Below are 19,515 nucleotides of genomic sequence, written 5' to 3'. Positions count from 1 at the left end.
CTGTAATAATTATGCATTAGTGTTAAATCGTTTGGTTGGTTTCAGGAAAAATTTGCGTAATTCCTCATTTTCAGTATAGCCTTCAGCACCTAATTTTTTGCCCATACCTTTAAGTTGCCTCAGGCTACTTTCAGAAGCATTATCAAGCGTAATATCGGCAGCAGCTTCGTTTGGAATCGTCTCATCAATTTCAACATAATTTTTCTCAATTCCCATGACTTTAAACTCACGAATTAACATGAATCGTTGCAAATGTTGGTTTGCAGTCATAGTACTCAAAACTAAACGCTCACCCATGCCCCATAACCCCAAATAGCCCTTGTTACATTTTTTAGAAAGGGCTTTGGGGCCTATGCAATAGTTTTCACTCAATGTCCCAATGTTCAAGACACAGACATCTTCGGGTTTTGCATTCGGGAAATCATTTTTCATATCAATCAGAACTTCACGCACCCCAATGAAACTAGGATTGTTTGCGACCAAACCACCATCACCAAAATAATGTCCAGTATCTTCGATGAGGTGTGGTTTAAAATAGGTCGGTGCAGCTGATGTTGCCATTGCAGCATCAATCAATCTGATCTCACGGTCATAATTAAAATTAGGATTATGCGGAGTTTTAAAAAACTTTGGTTTTCCTGTAGAAAGATTTAGTGATGTAATCATCACACGACGTTCTAAATCTTCAAATTTAACTGTGTCACCGATCATGCTTTTGACAGTTTCGTATAGAGGTTCACTTTTGTAGATAGGACGAAAAAGGGTCCAAAACTTCTTCCACCTGAAACGATCTAATGGAAAAATACTGGCAGCACTACTTTCAAATTTTTCCAATAACTCACGGGCACTCTTACCGCTTGCCAAACCAAGTGCCAAAATACCACCGATTGAAGTACCAGTAATTAAGTCGAAGTAATCACCAATTTTTACATCGGTTCGATTTTCACGCTTTTCTATGATGGTCTCTATTTCTGCTAGTAGACTAATCGTGAATAAGCCACGGACACCGCCACCGTTTAAGCATAAAATTTTAATTTTTTCTGATATTTCTGGTGGTGATTTTTCCGCTTCAGGTTGTTGTAATATAGCCATTATATATTCGTAATTATCAAAATCGTTTTTTATATTGTGTTAAAAACATATATTTCAAGAGTACAAAATATACTGGTAGTGATTCTCTACATTAATTTTCAAGATAAAAATTACAAATTATTGTTTTATATTATATTTCACAATTTAAATATCAAACAACTTGGTAAAAGTTAAAATTCCTCTAAACAACGTAGATTTAAGATATAACCCGGGTGTAAGGTCTGCCTGATTCCATGAACCTATTTAATACTGCTATACCAGTATGGATTTCATTCACCTGACATTGAAAGTTCCTTGCGCTTAGTTTTCAACCTAATAATTTTATGCAGTGCATCTTGGTTTCCACCGAACTTCTCTGATGATACACAGACCATTTTTTCCACATTATTCCTCATAGACATTTGATCGTTTTAAACAATTCATTCATCGCTCTTTTGTATTTCCATGGCTTCGTATTGTTTCTTGTGTGGAATGACAGGGGGCTTCTAAACCTGCTATAACTTCCCAGCAGTATTTCATATCATCCTCTTCATCTATATAAGCGTTTCAGTTTTAATAAACTTCTTCTTCTCATCAGACCACACATAAAAGTCTTTCGGAAGCTGTTCTTCAGTAACTGGTTGCTTTCTTTCAAACAACGATAGTCTATAAGAAAAGAGCATTTGTTCATTTAAAGGGGGATAGTGACATGGCTACTGACAAAATAAGAAGTTTAAAAAAGGAAATTTCATTTGTCGTTTACAGGAAAAAAGGAAATTTCAACCGTCGTTTTATGCAGTTTTCAATTGTCGCATCAAAATTTAAACAATTGATTTATAGAGAACACCAAGGAAATTTCAACTGTCGTTTTTCGGTAAGACGACATCTAAGTTTTCTTTAGCGATAAATAAAACTTCCTTGAAAAAAGTCCATCTACATAGATGGACTTTTTTTAATGATGATAATTTTTCAAAAGATCTTTAAATAAGAGACAGAATTTCATAATCTGCATATTCTTATTGGGGCTGTACTAGATTAAGACAGTGCCAATCTAGTACAGCCTCTAATCATTTTAATAACGTATGCCTGATGAAGAAAACATGTTACTATTCATTTAGTAGTTACAATTAAACTTATTAATTCTTATGAGTAAAAATACCAGTCTTGAGGTCTGTCCAATCGCTAGAAGTCTTTCAGTTCTTGGTGATGCATGGAGTATGCTGATATTACGAGATGCTCATGCAGGTTTTACTCGATTTGACCAGTTTCGTAAAAGCTTAGGCATTGCTCCTACAATGCTCACTAAACGTTTATCTGTGTTAGTCGATGAAGGCTTACTCGAAAAACGACAATATTCAGAACACCCACCACGTGAAGAATATGTACTCACTCAAGCTGGCAAAGACTTTTTACCTGTTTTATTTGTGATAGGCGCATGGGGCAAAAAATATAAACCCTATGAACAACCTGAGAAAATGGTGACTTTCATTGATGCAGAACAAGGCACTGAAATTAAACCAATTGTGATTGATCAAATAACTGGTGCCGAAATTGGTACCCGTCCAATTAGTCAAAAATAGCGAATAATTTAAATAGATAAAAGCACTCAATTGGAGTGCTTTTTATTGGGCTAATGTAACGTAAATAGGTTATTTTGGGCGTGCCCGTTGGGTGGTACGTTCCCCAACAACTACGTAAAATCGATTTAATAAAGGTCCATAAACCACTTTCATGAGGTTTATGGACCTTTACCTTTACCCATGCGTTTTAGTTGCTGGCTGTTTGGTGTGTAATTGTTGTCATCGTCATTGTCCTAAATTTAAGTTCTTATTTAGCCAAGAACGTGAGTGATTGTTTTACAAAATCTTGATGAAACTGAAAAATTCCCCCATGCCCTGCATCTGGATAAATGATGAGTGAGCTATGAGGGAGGCGTTTTGCCAAGTCATAGGTATTTACCGTTGGAACCATACGATCATGATCCCCATTCGCCACCAATACTGGCTGTTGAATAACGGAGAGATCGACAGGTTTCTTATTACCCCATTTTTTTAATGCTTTAAGCTGAGCACGATACGCAGAAATCGTAATTTCTTTATCACGGTTTTCAGTACGTTCATTGATGCGTTGCACAAATTCTTTTGCAGCAGCTTTGCCATTGTCTGTACGAGTAAAAAATAAATAGACTTTAGGGTCTTGGCGAGTCGCCATTCCACGTACTAAATCCCAATTTGAAACTCGTCCAACTGTACTGATTCCAGTTCCACCAGCGGGGCCTGTTCCCGATAAAATCATTTTACGAATCAATTGGGGTTGTTTAAGAGCAATTTCCTGTGAAATCATTCCCCCCATCGAAAAGCCAAATAAATCGACTTGTTTAAATCCTTTCGCTTGAATAAAAGTAATCGCATCATCTGCCATTTGTTCAATTGACTGTGCTGGTTCCCCAGTAGAAGCTCCAACACCACGATTGTCGAAAACAATAACATGATGTTTTGCTGCAATACCGTCAATGATTCGTGGATCCCAATTATCTAGCACCGCAGCTAAATGATTTAAGAAGATCACAGGTGTGCCGCCATTTTGCTGTCCATACTCTCGGTATGCGAAGTTAATACCATTTGCTGAGATAAATTGAGTTGGAACATTAATCCATTGATATTGTTTTTCTACCATTACGGTTACTTCTGAATTCGGGGTCATCGCTGTATTTACATCTGCATAAACTGAACTTGTTAACGCAAGGGTCATTGAAAACAGGCTCTTTTTGAGCAAATTACTCATAATTCATTTCCTAAAATAAGCTTTGTATCTAAACAACCAGCCTAAGAATAAAAATCCTAATTTCACTGATTCATTCGTATCTCGGGTTGGTCGACGCACTACCTTTGATGACAACACATAGTAACTATCAAATTAATACCAACAATACAGGAGTAATTTTAAATAGTCACTATCTTTTTAGTAGTAACTATTTTATTTTTAGATTATGATGATGAAAACGAGGAAAACTGCTCAAGCAATAACCTCTCACTATTCGATTAAGGAACATGGTATGGCTGCTAAAGTAGTTCTGATTACAGGTGCATCTTCAGGTATAGGTTTAGCGACGGCAGAGCTTTTACATGCTGAAGGATTTACTGTTTATGGTACAAGCCGACGTGCGAATAATGCATCGAAATATAAGTTTAAAATGATTGAACTCGATGTAAATCAAGAAGATTCTGTTGCTCAAGCAATAGAAAAAGTGATTTCAACTGAAGGACATATTGATGTACTGATCAATAATGCAGGGTTTGCTATTGCGCCTGCTGGTGCTGAAGAAAGCTCTATGCAGCAAGCTCAAGCTATTTTTGAAACTAACTTTTTTGGCGCTGTTAGAATGACTCGTGCAGTGATTCCTTTAATGCGCCAACAACAGTCTGGATTAATCTTAAATATCAGTTCAATTCTTGGGCTTGTACCAATGCCTTTTGGCGCACTTTATTCGGCATCAAAACATGCGCTTGAGGGTTATTCAGAATCATTAGACCATGAGTTAAGATCGCACGGGATTCGCGTGTCACTCATTGAACCTGCTTATACCAATACTTCTTTAGGAATGAACTTACTTAAAGCAGATGCCCAAGTCACAGCTTATGAGCAAATTCGTGAGAAATTGCATCAACAAATGATAGAGACAATTCGCAATTCCGATGATCCTAGTATCGTTGCCAACACCATTTTAGCCGTAATCAACAGTCAGAATATACTGCCACGCTATACCTCAGGCACGACAGCAAGACATTTAAAGAATTTACGAAAATTTGCCCCAGTAAAGGTCTTTGATAAATTAATTCAACGCAGCTTGAAAGTTTAATGATGCCTATAAAACGTTAAAACAAAATTCAAAAAATAGAGATCCTACAATGAAAGCAGCCTACATTACCCATTACGGTAATACCAATGATGTACAACTGGGCGAACAATCCAAACCCGCCCTAACAGAAAATGGCGTACTCATTAAAGTACATGCAGCAAGTATTAACCCACTCGACTTAAGAGTTTTAGAAGGTGAATTTAAGGCAATTCTACCCGTTCAATTTCCTTTTATTTTAGGCAATGATTTCTCAGGTACAGTGGTTCAAGTTGGCGCAAATGTTGACCAGTTTAAAGCTGGAGATGAAGTCTATGCAAAGACAGATCTGAATGGTGCATTTGCCGAATACACGGTCGTACAGCAATCATCACTTGCACTCAAACCTCAAAATATTTCTATGGAACTGGCAGCGTCTCTTCCACTTGTTTCGTTGACTGCATGGCAAGCTTTAGTCGAAATTGCGAATGTTAAAGTAGGCCAAAAAGTATTGATTCATGCTGGTTCAGGGGGTGTCGGATCAATTGCGATTCAACTTGCCAAACATTTAGGTGCAACTGTCGCGACTACGACAAGTGGAAAAAATATGGACTGGGTCAAGGCATTAGGTGCAGATACGGTCATTGATTACAAAACGACTGATTTTGAGCAAGTACTTAACGACTATGACGTAGTTTTAGATACGCAAGGGGGAAAAACTTTAGAGAAGTCTCTGAATATTCTTAAACGTGGTGGTCGTATTATCAGTATTTCTGGTCCGCCTGATCGTGCTTTTGCTGAAGCAATCAAAGCGAACCGGTTCCTCAAATGTGTTATTCCGCTTTTAAGTTGGTCCATTCGTCATAAAGCAAAAAAACGCGATATTACCTATTCATTTCTGTTTATGCAGCCGAATGGCCAACAGTTATCTGAAATTTCAAAGTTAGTTGAGTATGGGAAAATAAATCCAGTAGTCGATAAAACTTATGAATTTAGCGAGATTAAAAATGCTTTCCAATATGTAAATACTGGACGGGCAAAAGGCAAAGTCGTTTTAAAAATTTCTGAATAAGAATGGAGATAAACATGAATTATCAATTGTTTGGGCAAACAGGTTTAAATGTTTCACAAATTGCTTTAGGCACTGGCAACTTCGGTACTGGCTGGGGGTATGGTTCCTCACCAGAAGAAGCTAAATTAATACTGGATGCATATTTGAATGCAGGTGGTAATTTCATAGACACGGCCGATGTTTATCAATTTGGGCAATCAGAGCAAATTCTGGGTGACTTATTACAAGGCATTCGTCACGAGGTTGTCTTAGCCACTAAATTTTCCGATGGTGCTTCGCATGACACCAATCAACTGCATAAAGGAAATAGCCGCAAAGCAATGCTTTATTCGGTTGAGCAAAGTTTACGCAGATTAAAAACGGATTATATTGATCTTTACTGGGTACACCACCCTGATAATGTTACACCTAGCGAAGAAATTCTAAGAGGGCTAGAAGATTTGGCACGTGCAGGAAAGATTCTCTATGCTGGACTCTCAAATTTTCCAGCATGGCGTCTTTCTCGTGCAGCAACTATTGCAGAACTTAAAAATACAGTGCCGATTGCAGCAACCCAATTCCAGCACAGTTTAGTTTATCGTGAGCCTGAAGCAGACCTAATTCCCGCTTCTCAAGCACTAGGATTAGGGATGGTGACATGGTCCCCTTTAGGTGGGGGGATGCTCACGGGTAAATATCGTAAAGGAGAAAAAGGTCGCGAAGACGGCTTTGGCGGTAAAGTTTTTCAGCAAGAAAACTCGATGCAACGTACAGCAATTTTAGATGCAGTGCTTTCGATTGCTGGTGAATTAAATGCCTCTGCTGATCAGGTGGCAATTGCTTGGGCAGGTACACACGGAACCATTCCGATTATTGGACCAAAATCGTTACAGCAAGCAGAAAGTAATTTAGGTGCAATTGATGTTGTATTATCACTTGATCAAATCCAACTGTTAGATTCTGTTAGTCAAATTATAACTTCAGATCAAACCCGCATCCCTATTTTAAGCAATGGTGTAAAACATCAAAGCATTATTGCTTAGATCACAAATAGTGAATATCAATCGACAAACTCAAAGTGAATCAGTACGGGCATTGACAGATGCAATGCCTCTATGAGCAGAGGGAAAATCGTCCATGTCTGACGTCAAACAGCGACTGCTGAAGGGCGAATAGTAGGGCCTGATGGAAAGTTATATGCGCATACTACAACCATGTGCCTTATTTTCGATGCCCTATACAGACCTGATAACAAATTTTACAAACACTTATTTTTAGTTCATCAACATTATTATATTAGAGGTATAACATGACAGACAAAACTCTTTTTAGTCCTTATCAATTAGGAAATATTGAACTCGCCAATCGCATTGTAATGGCTCCGTTGACTCGTAACCGTGCAGGAAAAGGGCTAGTACCAAGCGAATTTGCTGCTGATTATTATGCTCAGCGTGCTAGCGCAGGACTTATTATTTCTGAGGCAACTCAAATTTCTCCACAAGCCCAAGGATACCAAGATACCCCTGGGTTATATACTTCGGAACAAATTGATGCTTGGCGAAAAGTAACAGATGCTGTACATGCCAAAGGTGGAAAAATTTTTGTTCAATTATGGCATGTTGGGCGAATTTCCCATATTGATTTGCAGCCTAATGGAGCTAGCCCTGTAGCACCCTCAGCCATTCGGGCAAACACAAAGACTTTTGTAAATAATACGTTTACTGAAGTATCCGAACCCCGAGCATTGGAATTACACGAAATTCCAGTCATTGTCTCGGATTTTCGCCAAGCGGCAGCAAATGCGATTACTGCTGGATTTGACGGTGTTGAAATCCATGCTGCCAATGGTTATTTACTTGAACAGTTTATAAAAGATGGTGCCAACCAACGTACTGATATATATGGTGGATCTATCGAAAATCGGGCTCGGTTATTACTTGAAGTGGTTCAAGCCGTAGTCGGAGAAATTGGTGCTGAACGCACAGGTGTACGCATATCTCCTGTATCCCCTGTCAATGGGATCAGCTGCAGTGAGCCTCAACTTCAGTACAATTACATTACTGAACAGCTTAACCAACTAGGAATCGTCTATTTACATGTCGTTGAAGGTGCTACAGGCGGACCACGTGATATTTTACCCTTCGATTACACTGCTATTCGTAGCCGTTTTGAACAGACCTATTTAGCCAATAATGGTTATAATCTACAACTTGCGAATGCCCATTTGCAATCGAATGAAGCTGACCTATTTTCTTTTGGAAAATTATTCATTAGCAATCCTGATTTAGTGACGCGTTTAAAAAATGGATTGTCTTTGACTGAGTTAAACCCTGCAACTTTATATGGTGGAGGGGCTGAAGGTTATACAGATTATCCAAATTACGATAATTAAAACTTGCCAATCAATTGAAAGCTCAATTCTCTGGTTGATCATCCCTCTTTAAAATAAAACCGTGAGAGCTTACTCACGGTTTTAACGATTTTTCTTTTTAAAGCAATAAAATTTGGATGGTTATTCACAACAGATGATCCAATAAATATTAAAAGCTAAAAAGAAGCGTCTTATGTCGTTTTAGCAAAAAATGAAATTTTATTAGGCATTTCAATGCAGTTTTCAATTATAAAAAAATAAGTTATTGATTTATATATCATCAATAAAATTTTAATTGGCGTTTTTCAAAATCACATCAACCCACTCAAAAATCTCCCTAAACTGAGATGATTTAACTCCAAAGCGCTCATTGTTACTTTATGTAACAAGCTCATCAACAGTACCAAGAATAAAATTTGCAGAAATACGCTTTTAAATCTGATTCTTGTGAACGGCTTATCAAAACTCAAAAGTTAACTTTTTACTTTTTGTAATGAATTGAAAAGTGCAATATTTTGTAATCTGTTGTTCAAATATAACTCCTAGTATTGCGCACATTCCGTTACGCAAACATTTTTGAAAATGCAGAAATTTCTAGGCGATATGATGGGCGGTGTAGTCGGTGCAATTATGATTGTACCGATTATTCTCAGCTGTGGCGTGGTCTCTTATCAAAGTCTGGGAGCAAACTTTATTTCGGTCGGCATTATGGCAGCCTTTGTGGCAGCTGTCTGCTCGGCAATTGTTTCAGGTTTATTTGGCGGACCGCCGTTACATGTCAGTTCTCCTAAAACTAGCCATGCCGTTATTTTATCTGGTCTGATTGCCTCGATTGCCAGTCACCATTCTTTTTCCGATTATTTCCCTGGTAATTCTGCTGCTGTAGCCTTGGTTGTAATTTGTATTATTACCCTATTTCTTTCAGGCATCATGCAAGCCCTACTTGGGCTGTTCCGCATGGGATCGTTTGTCAAGTTTGTCCCCTATCCTGTTTTGGCAGGCATCATTAACGGTTTTGCCTTACAAATCATGATCGGACAAATTCCAAATGGACTTGGGGTACAAAACTTAAATCAGGTTTGGCAGGAAATAACGGGGAAAATTCCTGTGCATGGCTGGTCGTTAGGCTTAATGCTCCTGTCAGCATTGCTAGTCGCATTCAGCAGCAAATTGATTAAGAAAATACCTTCTGCCTTGGTCGGGCTAGTCGGTGGAACACTCGCTTATATCGCTGCAACAAAATTTACGGGTATCAGCAATCTGGTTCCAGTCGTTGGTCAGTTACCTTCAGGGATTCACTTTGTGCCGCAATTGAGTAATGCGCTAGATGTGATGCAAAGTTACAGCTTTCAGCATCACCTGTTTGCGATCTTTGCCACAGCAGCAACACTGGCACTGGTTTCATCTATCCAGTCATTACTAAGTATTTCCAATGCTGACGAATTGTTTTCTACACGACATAACAGCAACAAAGAGTTATTGGTGCAAGGCTGTGCCAATACCGCATCAGCACTGTTTGGCGGTACACCAAGTGGTGGTTCACCGAACCTGACCCGCGCTGTTTATAATAATGGCGGTCGCACACGTTTTGCCAATGTCATGATGGGCGTTGCGCTGGTTGGTATGTCTTATGGTCTGAGTGACCTGATTGCCGCCATACCACTGCCAGTCATGGCTGGTGTAGTCATTGCTACAACAGCATCTTCTATGGACAGCTGGACTCAGCAACTGCTGCGCAAAGTCGGGATCAGTAGCACCATATCTAACCAGACCGATGTACTGAGCAATCTGGCGATTGTGGTATTTGTCACCTTTTTGGTGGTTTTTGAAGGCGTTCTGGCTGCGCTTGGCGTAGGTATGGCCATTACCCTGCTGGTTTTCCTGCACAATGCCAACAAAACCGTCATCCGTCGTGTTGTGCATCCAGACCAGATGCGTTCCCGTACTGACCGTAGCATGGAAGCAGTAAATGCCCTGCTCAAAGAATCTCAGCGTATTGCCTATATTGATCTACACGGGCCGCTATTTTTTGGCAATGTTGAAACGGTCTTTCAAAAAATTGAAAAGGAAATGCTGACCGCAGACTGGATTATCCTCAGTTTTAAACATTGTGGCATGATCGATACTACAGGTGCCATGACATTAAAACGTCTGGACAAAAGCATGAGCAAGACTGGCAAAAAACTGCTGTTATCACATTTGCCTTTTGGCGGGCAGCGCCGTAAATACCTGCGTAATATCGGTATTGGTGAAATTGAAAATTCTGGTCGTGTTTTTGAGGATAATGATTCTGCACTGGCTTTTGCCGAAGATGAGCTTTTACACACATTGGGATTGTCCAATCTGGAACAAATTGAAAAACCATTGTCTGAATTTGACATTATGGCAGATCTATCAACAGAGCAAATCGCTGATTTGAATCGAAGAATGGAACGGTTTTCATTTCCTGCACATCAATTTATTTTGCGTAAAGACTGTTGTGATGAAGGTGGGCTGTATTTTATTACCCGTGGTCGTGTCAGTGTCATTATTGATGATCATGCACAGACGATTCGTTTAGCCAGTTACAGTGCTGGTGTGGGTGCATTGTTTAGCAAGCAGTTAAATTCACATGTCTGTGATGTATATGCTGACACTGAAATTACACTGTTAAAATTATCTTGCAGTGCTTTTGACAAGCTTTGTCAGGAGTCTCCAATTGTTGGTTTGAAGCTGCTAAAAAGAATGAATATTGATTTATCTTCCAGACTAAACCGTATGACGCATTTGGCTTTGGAACTGGAAATTGAAGCCTAGAATTTTCCAACTAATGCATAAATCAACAATCATAGTGACATCAATTTTATGGTGATAAAGGGATTTATAACTGAATTGAGCAAATGAGAAACCCGTGGCGTAATAGAATAGCGAAACTATGGGTAAAAATTTTAAATAGAGTTACGTTTATTTGAAGAATGTGTCTGACACTGAAACCATGCTTAAAACTTTGCCCGTATAGGTGAAGAATTACAATCATCTGCATCATGGGTGAAAAATGAAATCTGCTCGGAAGCTTCAGTCACTAAAATGGGCGCGTTAACTGGCTGCTTTTACGAGGGCGAATACGATTGAAATTTACGCTACGGAAATGCTTCAGGCTCATATTAAATAATTTTAAGATAACTTTTGCTTCAGCGCTGTTAATATAAATCTTCGTTACAGGATTAGCCGCATCATAAGCATATAATTTATGAATAATTAGTGAAATATTCATTATGGAAATCAAGCAAATAAAATATTTTTCAACGGTTGTTGAAGCAGGAAGCATCGGAAAAGCAGCTCAAAAACTCGATGTTGGTGCGTCCGCGATTAGCCAACAAATCAGTAAACTGGAGCAAGAATTAAGTATCCGTTTATTGCAGCGCAATGCTTTTGGAGTAACTCCAACACCCGCTGGTATTGCATTTTTAAAACATTCCCAGTTAATTCTCAGACAGATCAACTTTGCCATTGATGCCGCACATTCAGCAAGGCTCTCAGGTCATGTCAGTATTGGTTTTCCACCGACCATTACTGCTTTATTAGGCATACCTTTAATGAAATTAATGTCTGAACGCTACCCGGATATCCACCTTGAAATTGTTGAAACACTATCAGGGAATCTGATTCAAGCCATTAATTCGCGTCAGCTTGATCTGGCGATTATCTTTACCAATGAAATCGACAAACAGTGGGCAATACAACCCTTAGTCAAAGAACAAATGTATTTGATGGGAAGACGGGAATTTCTAGAAAAATATGGGCTGCATGAATGTCTCGCCAGTGGCACAATCCAAGCACAACAGATCGGTGATATCCCCTTAGTGCTTCCCCGCCAACGACATAGCTTAAGGAAATTATTAGATCATTCGATTGGGCAATTAAATATCGTGTATGAAATTGATGGCCTGCATTTACTTATGGACAGCCTTATTCATCTAGAACTTGCCAGCATCCGCCCTGGTAGTGCCTGTTTACAAGAATATAAACACAAATTGCAGTTACTTAAAGTCATCGACCCTGAAATTGAACGAATCAACTACTTGGTCAGCCTCGCTGAAAATGAGTTATCTCCTGCCGCTTTAGCTGCAAAATCAGCAATAAAAGCCTGTATTAAAGAACTGATACAAAATCAAAACTGGCCTTGCTCTGAAATCATTTTCTAAAGACCCATTAGTTTTATTAAATACCCAATTAACTTTGCGCTCTCACTCCCCTCGACCATTTGCGATTACATTTTCCTTTGAATGGTGAATGTATTTCTGTTTAACAGAATGTAAATGTGTAGTTTGAACTGGAAACAAGGCATCACAATGGCTCCGCGAAGACTTTTCTTGAACCTCATTTTATCTATATGAGGGAATAAACGGTCTCAGATTCAGATTGTTGTGAGTGTTTCCATTTTGTCAGACCAAGGAGGTCTCCTATGGATAGCAATAGTAAACACTGGGCTACTTTTAAAAAAATATTGAATGTTACGAGTGGTAACTTTTTAGAACAGTACGATTTTTTTCTTTTTGGTTTTTATGCAACGTATATTGCAGCAAAATTTTTCCACTCTGAAAATGAATATGTTTCTTTAATGATGACCTTTACAGTATTCGCTGCTGGTTTTCTGATGCGTCCTTTAGGAGCTATTTTTCTTGGTGCTTATGTCGATAAAGTGGGTCGACGCAAAGGTTTAATCGTCACATTGAGTCTGATGGCGATTGGAACAATCTTCATTACCTTTGTGCCTGGTTATGAAACCATCGGAATTCTTGCTCCAATTTTAGTGGTGATTGGACGTTTATTACAAGGTTTCTCGGCAGGTGTTGAATCTGGTGGTGTGTCTATTTATCTGGCTGAAATTGCAACAGATAAAAATCGTGGGTTCATTACCAGTTGGCAGTCTGGCAGCCAGCAAATTGCCGTTGTGTTTGCATCGTTACTCGGCTATTGGCTAAATACGATTTTAACTCATGCGCAAGTGGGCGAATGGGGCTGGCGTATTCCCTTCTTTATCGGTTGCTTGATTATTCCATTAATCTTTATATTCCGCCGCACCTTAGAAGAAACAGAGGACTTTAAAGCTCAAAAAAATCACCCGACTTCAAAGGAAATTTTCAGAACTATTTTGGGTAACTGGCGCATTGTTGTTGCGGGCATGCTGATGAGTGCTATGACCACAACAACTTTTTATTTTATAACGGTCTACACTACCGTTTATGCAAAACGCACTTTAGAAATGTCTGTGACAGATAGCCTTTTAGCCACCGTATTTGTAGGTTTATCTAATTTCTTCTGGTTGCCTATGGGTGGGTTACTCTCAGATAAAATCGGGCGTCGTCCAGTTCTTGTCGGAATTACCGTACTTTGTATCTTTACAAGTTATCCCGTTTTAAGCTGGTTGGTAAATGATGTCAGTTTCTCTAACTTACTCATTGCGCTTGCTTACTTTTCATTTTTCTTTGGTATGTACAACGGGACGATGGTTGCAACACTGGCAGAAGTCATGCCAAAACGCGTACGGACAGTCGGTTTTTCTCTCGCTTTTAGTCTAGCAGCCGCTATTTTTGGGGGCATGACACCTATCGCATGTACGTTCCTTGTCGAACATACAGGTAATGCCAGCACACCAGCTTTCTGGCTCATGTTCGCAGCGGTATGTAGCCTTCTTTCAAGCTTATATTTATGTCGTGGCTCTAAACAGAAGCATCCTGACGCTATAGCTGAACCTGTAAAAGCCAGAACTTAAGACAATTTATTTTTAAATTCGATTCACAGTCAGGTAGATCTCGGTTCTACCTGCTGGACTCTCTTTCAATTCACGTGAGGTTTTATGAAAAAGTCTCCTCTCTTCACGATAGTTTGCTTCGCTGGTTTAGGCTTAGGATCAACAATAGCAAATGCAGATACACTTGAAGTGATTAGCTCAGGTGGATTTTATTCCTCCATGCAAAAACTCATTCCAATATTTGAGAAACAAACGGGTCATACGGTTCATCTATCTTCTGGTTCATCTATGGGCACATCGCCAACTGCAATCCCAAATCGACTCGATCGTGGTGAACGTTTTGATGTGGTGGTACTGGCTGCTCCTGAACTGAGCAAGCTTGCAGAAAAAGGTTATGTAAATCCAAATTCTCAAAGCGCTTTAGTCAATTCCAGCATTGGTATGGCTATTCCAAAAGGAGCTAAAAAACCCGATATCAGCTCTGCGGAAAATTTCGAAAAAGTTTTGTTAAATGCAAAACATATTGGTTACTCTGCCAGTGCAAGCGGTACGCATCTTGAAAAGGATGTTTTCCCAAGCTTTCCCCCTGTCGAATATAAAGTCATTCGCAGTAAGGCTGAAAAAGTGATAGGTGATCGGGTTGCCAAGCGTATTGCAGAAGGACAATTTGATATTGGGTTCCAGCAAATCAGCGAAATTAAACCGTTTACTGGTAAATATGGACAGGTTGAATTAGTTGGGCCTATTCCTGCACCTTATCAAAAAGTGACTGTCTTCTCAGCAGGTATAGACAAAAATTCTAAACATGAAAAACTCGCAAAAGAACTGATTCTATTCGTGAAATCGCCACAAGCAACTCAGATTATTGAAGATCAGGGTTTAGAACAAATCAAGCCATAATTTTTTTAAGGTAACATCGGAAAAATGGTGTTACCGCTTCTATCAAATCCCGATGATTTTACCCGAATGGGAAATAGCCGAGTGGCTTGAGACAGAAACATATTATCACTTAGCATCGCAAAAACTTTTCAGTTTTTAAATCGCAATGCTTGGAAATGACCTTGAATGTGCGACAACGACTTTATAAATTTTTTGTGATCTCAACCGTTCTTTCTTAAAATTTAAAATCTTCAAATAAAATAAAAACTTAAGCTTGAACTTTCAGTTCTTGCAAAAACAGATCCAAAATAAAATTGGCGCGCCGCCCCTTACGCGTTGCGATACAAATATTGGAAAAATAATGCATTTCTTCAGGCAAAACCGCACGCATCATGCCACGTTCAACCCAGTGTTTGGCATAGTGTTCAGGCAAAAATCCGATAAATTTCCCTGTTAAAATCAGAAAAGCAATGCCTTCACGGTCACTGGCATTGGCTTTGGCATTTAAGGCTTGCTGCATTTCAATCGCATTTTGAGATAGCCGATAATTCGGTACCACGGCATCCCAGTTTTTCAGTTGCTCGGCACTGCTCACCTGCCCAACATGATGAAACAAGGCATGACCATGACTACAATACAGATAACTGGCTTCTTCATATAAATCACTATATTCCAGACCTGAAAGCGGGCTGATCATTGGCAATGCCCCGACATGCAATTGCCCGTCCATTAAGCCTTTTTCAATTTCAATCGGAGTACTCATACTCAGATGAATCTGAATATTCGGCCCTTTTTGATATAGGCGCGATAAGGCATGGGTAATCTGCATCTGTGGCAAGGTCACCAGATTATTAATGATGCCGATTTTCAGCTCACCCTTGATTTCATGATGCAGGCGATTGACATGCTGGCGAAAATCCTCAATCGAGGTCAGCAACGCCTCGCTATAACTCAAGATATGTTTGCCTTCATCGGTCAGGGCAAAACCCGAACGCCCACGCTGGCACAAACGCATCCCCAAACGGTTTTCCAGTGTGCTCATATGCAAGCTAATCGCCGAACGGGTAATGCCCAAAGCACTCTCGGCAGCAGAGAAGCTGCCACTTTCTGCAACTGCCCGAAACACCTTCAATAGCTTGATATCAGAGTCGGTGACTTGGTTCAGGGTTTTGCTTTTCATTTAGGTGAGTATTTCTAAATCTAAACGTGAGTTAGCTTAAATTTATCTCATCTATTTACTCAATGTAAGCTGTATTTCTCAGGATTTTTCAAGGATGCCCACATGTCTGATGCTCGCCACACTCAAGCTCATTATTCCGATGCGCACTGGATGCCATTTAGCGCCAACCGTAATTTTAAACAAGACCCGCGTTTTGTGGTGGCAGCCGAAGGTAATTACCTGATTGATGATCAGGGTCGCCGTATTTACGATTCATTATCTGGCTTATGGACATGTGGTGCTGGGCATACTCGCAGTCAGATTCAGGATGCTGTAGCCAAACAACTTGGCACACTCGACTACGCGCCTGCATTTCAATTTGCGCACCCGCTTTCATTTCAGTTGGCTGAACAAATTACCGCACTGACCCCAGATCCACTCAACCACGTATTTTTTACAGGTTCAGGCTCGGAGTCTGCCGATACTGCGGTCAAAATGGCAAAAGCCTACTGGCGCATCAAAGGTCAGCCTGCAAAAACCAAATTTATTGGTCGTGCCAAAGGCTATCATGGCGTAAACATCGCAGGGACAAGCCTAGGTGGGATCGGTGGTAACCGTAAAATGTTCGGACAGTTTATGGATGTCGATCATTTACCGCATACCTTACAAACTGATCTGCCATTTACCCAAGGCATGGCGGAAACAGGCGGTGTGGCACTTGCCAATGAAATGTTGAAACTGATTGAACTACATGATGCATCTAACATTGCTGCGGTGATTGTTGAGCCTGTGTCAGGTTCTGCAGGTGCAATTATTCCGCCACAAGGTTATTTACAACGTCTGCGTGAAATCTGTGACCAGCACAATATCCTGTTGATTTTTGATGAAGTGATTACAGGTTTTGGACGTATGGGAAAATGGACGGCGGCTGAATACTTTGGTGTGACCCCAGACATTCTCAACTTTGCCAAACAAGTCACCAACGGCGCTGTGCCTTTGGGTGGCGTGATTGCCTCAGATGAAATTTACAACACGTTTATGCAACAAGGTACGCCTGAGCATTTTGTTGAATTTGCGCATGGTTATACCTACTCAGGTCATCCAGTCGCCTGTGCTGCAGGTTTAGCAACACTAGAATTGCTGAAACAAGAACAACTGCTTGAGCAATCTGCTGCGCTTGCACCACATTTCCAAAGCGTCATTCATGACCTGAAAACTGCAAAACATGTGGTCGATATTCGTAACTGCGGTTTGATCGGGGCAATCCAGTTGGCGGCACGCGATGGCGACCCAAGCATTCGCCCGTTTGAAGTCGGTACAGCCCTATGGAAAGCAGGTTTCTATGTACGTTTTGGCGGTGACTGCTTGCAGTTTGGCCCAATGTTCAACAGCAAACCAGAAGACCTCAGTCGTTTATTTGCAGCTGTTGGCGATCAGTTACAGAAAATTGACTAAAGCCTGCTGCCTTTCAACTAGCGTGATGAATCCACTTGCGATTATGCTGTGAGAACATCACGCTTTTTTGATTGGATAAACCTTTAGGCGAATAATAATGATTGATAAAAATATCCCACTCACCGATTTACACCGCCACCTCGATGGCAACATCCGCCCGCAAACCATCTTAGAACTCGGGCAACAATTTCAAATACAACTGCCTGCCAACACCCTGCCCGAACTACTGCCCCATGTTCAGGTCATGGACAATCAGCCTGACCTACTCAGCTTTTTAAGCAAACTGGACTGGGGCGTAAAAGTCTTGGGTGATTTGGAAGCCTGCCGCCGTGTCGCATGGGAAAATATGCAAGATGCAGCGCAGCAAGGTTTGGACTATGTTGAACTGCGCTTTTCACCCTTTTATATGGCGATGACCCATCAACTTCCTCTGGCTGGCGTAGTTGAAGCGGTGATTGATGGTGTACGACAAGGCAGCAGTGACTTTGATATTCCTGCCAAACTGATTGGCATTATGAGTCGTACTTTTGGGCAAGCGCGTTGCCAACAAGAACTGGATGCCTTACTGACTCATCGTGACCAGATTACAGCCCTAGATTTGGCTGGTGATGAACTGGGCTTTCCAGGTGAATTATTTGTCGAGCATTTCAAACAAGCCCGTGATGCAGGCTGGCACATCAGCATCCATGCAGGCGAAGCCGCAGGTGCAAGCAGTATTTGGCAAGCCATTCAAACCCTCGGTGCAACCCGTATCGGGCATGGCGTGAAAGCTGTGGAAGATGCAAAATTACTGGATTATCTAGCTGAACATCAGATCGGGATCGAGTCCTGCATTACCTCAAATTTACAAACCAGTACCGTTGCTGATATTCGTCAGCATCCGCTCAAAACCTTTCTTGAACATGGCATTTTGGCCACCATTAACAGCGACGACCCTGCGGTTGAAGGCATTGATATTCAACATGAATATTTACACGCAGCGCCACAGGTAGGCTTGTCCGAAGCACAAATCCGAAAAGCGCAGCAGAACGGTTTGAGCATTGCTTTTTTATCCGCTCAGGAAAAACAGCAGCTTCAAGAGAAAGTGGCTCAGCGTAACTCCATTTCAGGAGTCAATTAACCACTTGCTCCGCTAGTTTTGAGATTCAGCACACTGCTGTCGGATATAAGGCAGAACATATTGTTCTGTAAGCGGCGCGAGTGCCAAGTCAATCGGTGCAAACACATTCACCCATTGAATTTCTGCCAGTTCAGCAGACACTTGAGCCTCACCCAACAACTCGACATGAAATAAATGCGCCAATAAGCGATGATTGGCTTCATTGGCAGCAGCCGTTTCAACCATGCCTAAATCTTTGACAATCTGTGCAGCCACGCCAATTTCTTCCTGAATTTCGCGCAATAAACCTTGCTGTGCTGATTCGTTGGCTTCAAGCTTGCCACCGACCTGCATAAAAAATTCGGTATGACGTTTACGTGCCAGTAGTGCCTGCCCTTGCGTATTAAAAATAATGGCTGCTGCGACCATAATGATGGGCTGTAGAGATGAAGACATAAGGCATAAGCTTAGATGGCTATGAAAATATAAGTGTAATTCATTCTACTCAGCTTGTGGACAGACCAATTACCCAAGAGTGAATACTACTTGGGCAAATGCATCAAATGAGATATTCAAAGTAAAGTTTGAGTTCCCCCATTTCTATTCATGTATTTATTTTCACTCTAGTGATTCTTCCACTTCTTGTATCTTCTCACGCATCATACTCAATAATTTTAAATCTTCCTCAGAAACGACCACATGTTTTACAGGCAGTTTTCCAGTATCTGCTACATATTTCAATACCGATTTAAACAACTCAGACGGAGTAATCCCCAACTCTTTTAATACACTATATGACTTCTTTTTCAATGCATCATCGACACGAAAATTAACATTCGACATTCATTTTTCTCCTAGTAT

The 19,515-nt window shown here is 40.5% G+C and carries 16 protein-coding genes and 2 pseudogenes; 11 read left to right on the top strand and 7 right to left on the bottom strand.

Annotated features, from left to right (window positions below; genetic code table 11):
• Window positions 1-9: 9 nt before the first annotated feature.
• The gene (locus ACX1N5_RS09260; RefSeq protein WP_458801734.1) at window positions 10-1,092 is read right to left on the bottom strand and encodes a CBASS cGAMP-activated phospholipase; all 1,083 of its coding nucleotides are present in this window, start codon (window positions 1,090-1,092) and stop codon (window positions 10-12) included.
• A gap of 196 nt (window positions 1,093-1,288) precedes the next feature.
• Window positions 1,289-1,638, bottom strand: a pseudogene (locus ACX1N5_RS09255) (IS5/IS1182 family transposase); the annotation flags it as partial.
• 578 nt (window positions 1,639-2,216) lie between these two features.
• On the opposite strand from ACX1N5_RS09255, the gene ACX1N5_RS09250 reads away from it, so the two are divergent.
• Window positions 2,217-2,651 carry a winged helix-turn-helix transcriptional regulator gene (locus ACX1N5_RS09250; RefSeq protein ID WP_131379280.1) on the top strand — a complete coding sequence of 145 codons (435 nt, stop codon included), beginning with the start codon at window positions 2,217-2,219 and terminating at the stop codon, window positions 2,649-2,651.
• A gap of 69 nt (window positions 2,652-2,720) precedes the next feature.
• Here the strand turns inward: ACX1N5_RS09250 and ACX1N5_RS09245 are convergent.
• Window positions 2,721-2,851 (bottom strand): annotated as a pseudogene (locus ACX1N5_RS09245) (NADH oxidase); the annotation flags it as partial.
• Window positions 2,852-2,898: 47 nt separating this feature from the next.
• Window positions 2,899-3,774, bottom strand: a complete 876-nt coding sequence (locus ACX1N5_RS09240) for an alpha/beta fold hydrolase (RefSeq protein WP_458801808.1) — start codon at window positions 3,772-3,774, stop codon at window positions 2,899-2,901.
• 352 nt (window positions 3,775-4,126) lie between these two features.
• Between ACX1N5_RS09240 and ACX1N5_RS09235 the strand changes: the two genes are divergently transcribed.
• From ACX1N5_RS09235 to ACX1N5_RS09200, 8 genes are all read left to right on the top strand, one after another.
• A complete protein-coding gene (locus ACX1N5_RS09235) occupies window positions 4,127-4,930 on the top strand; it encodes an oxidoreductase (protein ID WP_131379284.1) in 804 nt (267 codons plus the stop codon).
• A 49-nt stretch (window positions 4,931-4,979) separates the two neighbouring features.
• Complete coding sequence (locus tag ACX1N5_RS09230) at window positions 4,980-5,978, top strand: NADP-dependent oxidoreductase (protein WP_458801736.1); 999 nt, start codon at window positions 4,980-4,982, stop codon at window positions 5,976-5,978.
• A gap of 14 nt (window positions 5,979-5,992) precedes the next feature.
• A complete protein-coding gene (locus tag ACX1N5_RS09225; protein ID WP_458801738.1) occupies window positions 5,993-7,000 on the top strand; it encodes an aldo/keto reductase in 1,008 nt (335 codons plus the stop codon).
• 266 nt (window positions 7,001-7,266) lie between these two features.
• Complete coding sequence (locus tag ACX1N5_RS09220; RefSeq protein WP_458801740.1) at window positions 7,267-8,349, top strand: alkene reductase; 1,083 nt, start codon at window positions 7,267-7,269, stop codon at window positions 8,347-8,349.
• A 561-nt stretch (window positions 8,350-8,910) separates the two neighbouring features.
• Window positions 8,911-11,124, top strand: a complete 2,214-nt coding sequence (locus ACX1N5_RS09215; protein WP_458801742.1) for a SulP family inorganic anion transporter — start codon at window positions 8,911-8,913, stop codon at window positions 11,122-11,124.
• Window positions 11,125-11,582: 458 nt separating this feature from the next.
• Window positions 11,583-12,512 carry a LysR family transcriptional regulator gene (locus ACX1N5_RS09210; RefSeq protein ID WP_004754027.1) on the top strand — a complete coding sequence of 310 codons (930 nt, stop codon included), beginning with the start codon at window positions 11,583-11,585 and terminating at the stop codon, window positions 12,510-12,512.
• Between the two features lie 260 nt (window positions 12,513-12,772).
• Window positions 12,773-14,083 carry a tricarballylate/proton symporter TcuC gene (tcuC, locus tag ACX1N5_RS09205; RefSeq protein ID WP_458801744.1) on the top strand — a complete coding sequence of 437 codons (1,311 nt, stop codon included), beginning with the start codon at window positions 12,773-12,775 and terminating at the stop codon, window positions 14,081-14,083.
• Between the two features lie 84 nt (window positions 14,084-14,167).
• On the top strand, window positions 14,168-14,962 hold the full coding sequence (locus ACX1N5_RS09200) for a substrate-binding domain-containing protein (RefSeq protein WP_458801746.1): 795 nt from the start codon (window positions 14,168-14,170) through the stop codon (window positions 14,960-14,962).
• A 247-nt stretch (window positions 14,963-15,209) separates the two neighbouring features.
• Here the strand turns inward: ACX1N5_RS09200 and ACX1N5_RS09195 are convergent, their stop codons facing one another.
• Complete coding sequence (locus tag ACX1N5_RS09195) at window positions 15,210-16,121, bottom strand: LysR family transcriptional regulator (protein WP_458801748.1); 912 nt, start codon at window positions 16,119-16,121, stop codon at window positions 15,210-15,212.
• A 102-nt stretch (window positions 16,122-16,223) separates the two neighbouring features.
• Between ACX1N5_RS09195 and aptA the strand changes: the two genes are divergently transcribed.
• On the top strand, window positions 16,224-17,555 hold the full coding sequence (gene aptA, locus ACX1N5_RS09190) for an omega-aminotransferase AptA (protein ID WP_458801750.1): 1,332 nt from the start codon (window positions 16,224-16,226) through the stop codon (window positions 17,553-17,555).
• 97 nt (window positions 17,556-17,652) lie between these two features.
• Window positions 17,653-18,675 carry an adenosine deaminase gene (gene add, locus ACX1N5_RS09185; RefSeq protein ID WP_458801752.1) on the top strand — a complete coding sequence of 341 codons (1,023 nt, stop codon included), beginning with the start codon at window positions 17,653-17,655 and terminating at the stop codon, window positions 18,673-18,675.
• A 12-nt stretch (window positions 18,676-18,687) separates the two neighbouring features.
• Here the strand turns inward: add and ACX1N5_RS09180 are convergent, their stop codons facing one another.
• The gene (locus tag ACX1N5_RS09180) at window positions 18,688-19,110 is read right to left on the bottom strand and encodes an NUDIX hydrolase (protein WP_458801753.1); all 423 of its coding nucleotides are present in this window, start codon (window positions 19,108-19,110) and stop codon (window positions 18,688-18,690) included.
• Window positions 19,111-19,272: 162 nt separating this feature from the next.
• Window positions 19,273-19,497, bottom strand: a complete 225-nt coding sequence (locus ACX1N5_RS09175) for a type II toxin-antitoxin system RelB/DinJ family antitoxin (protein WP_131379307.1) — start codon at window positions 19,495-19,497, stop codon at window positions 19,273-19,275.
• Window positions 19,498-19,515 lie beyond the last annotated feature (18 nt).

This window comes from Acinetobacter sp. ANC 4636, from assembly GCF_054454555.1.
The sequence above is the reverse complement of the archived record's forward strand: the minus strand, read 5'-3'. Positions and strand labels throughout refer to the sequence as shown.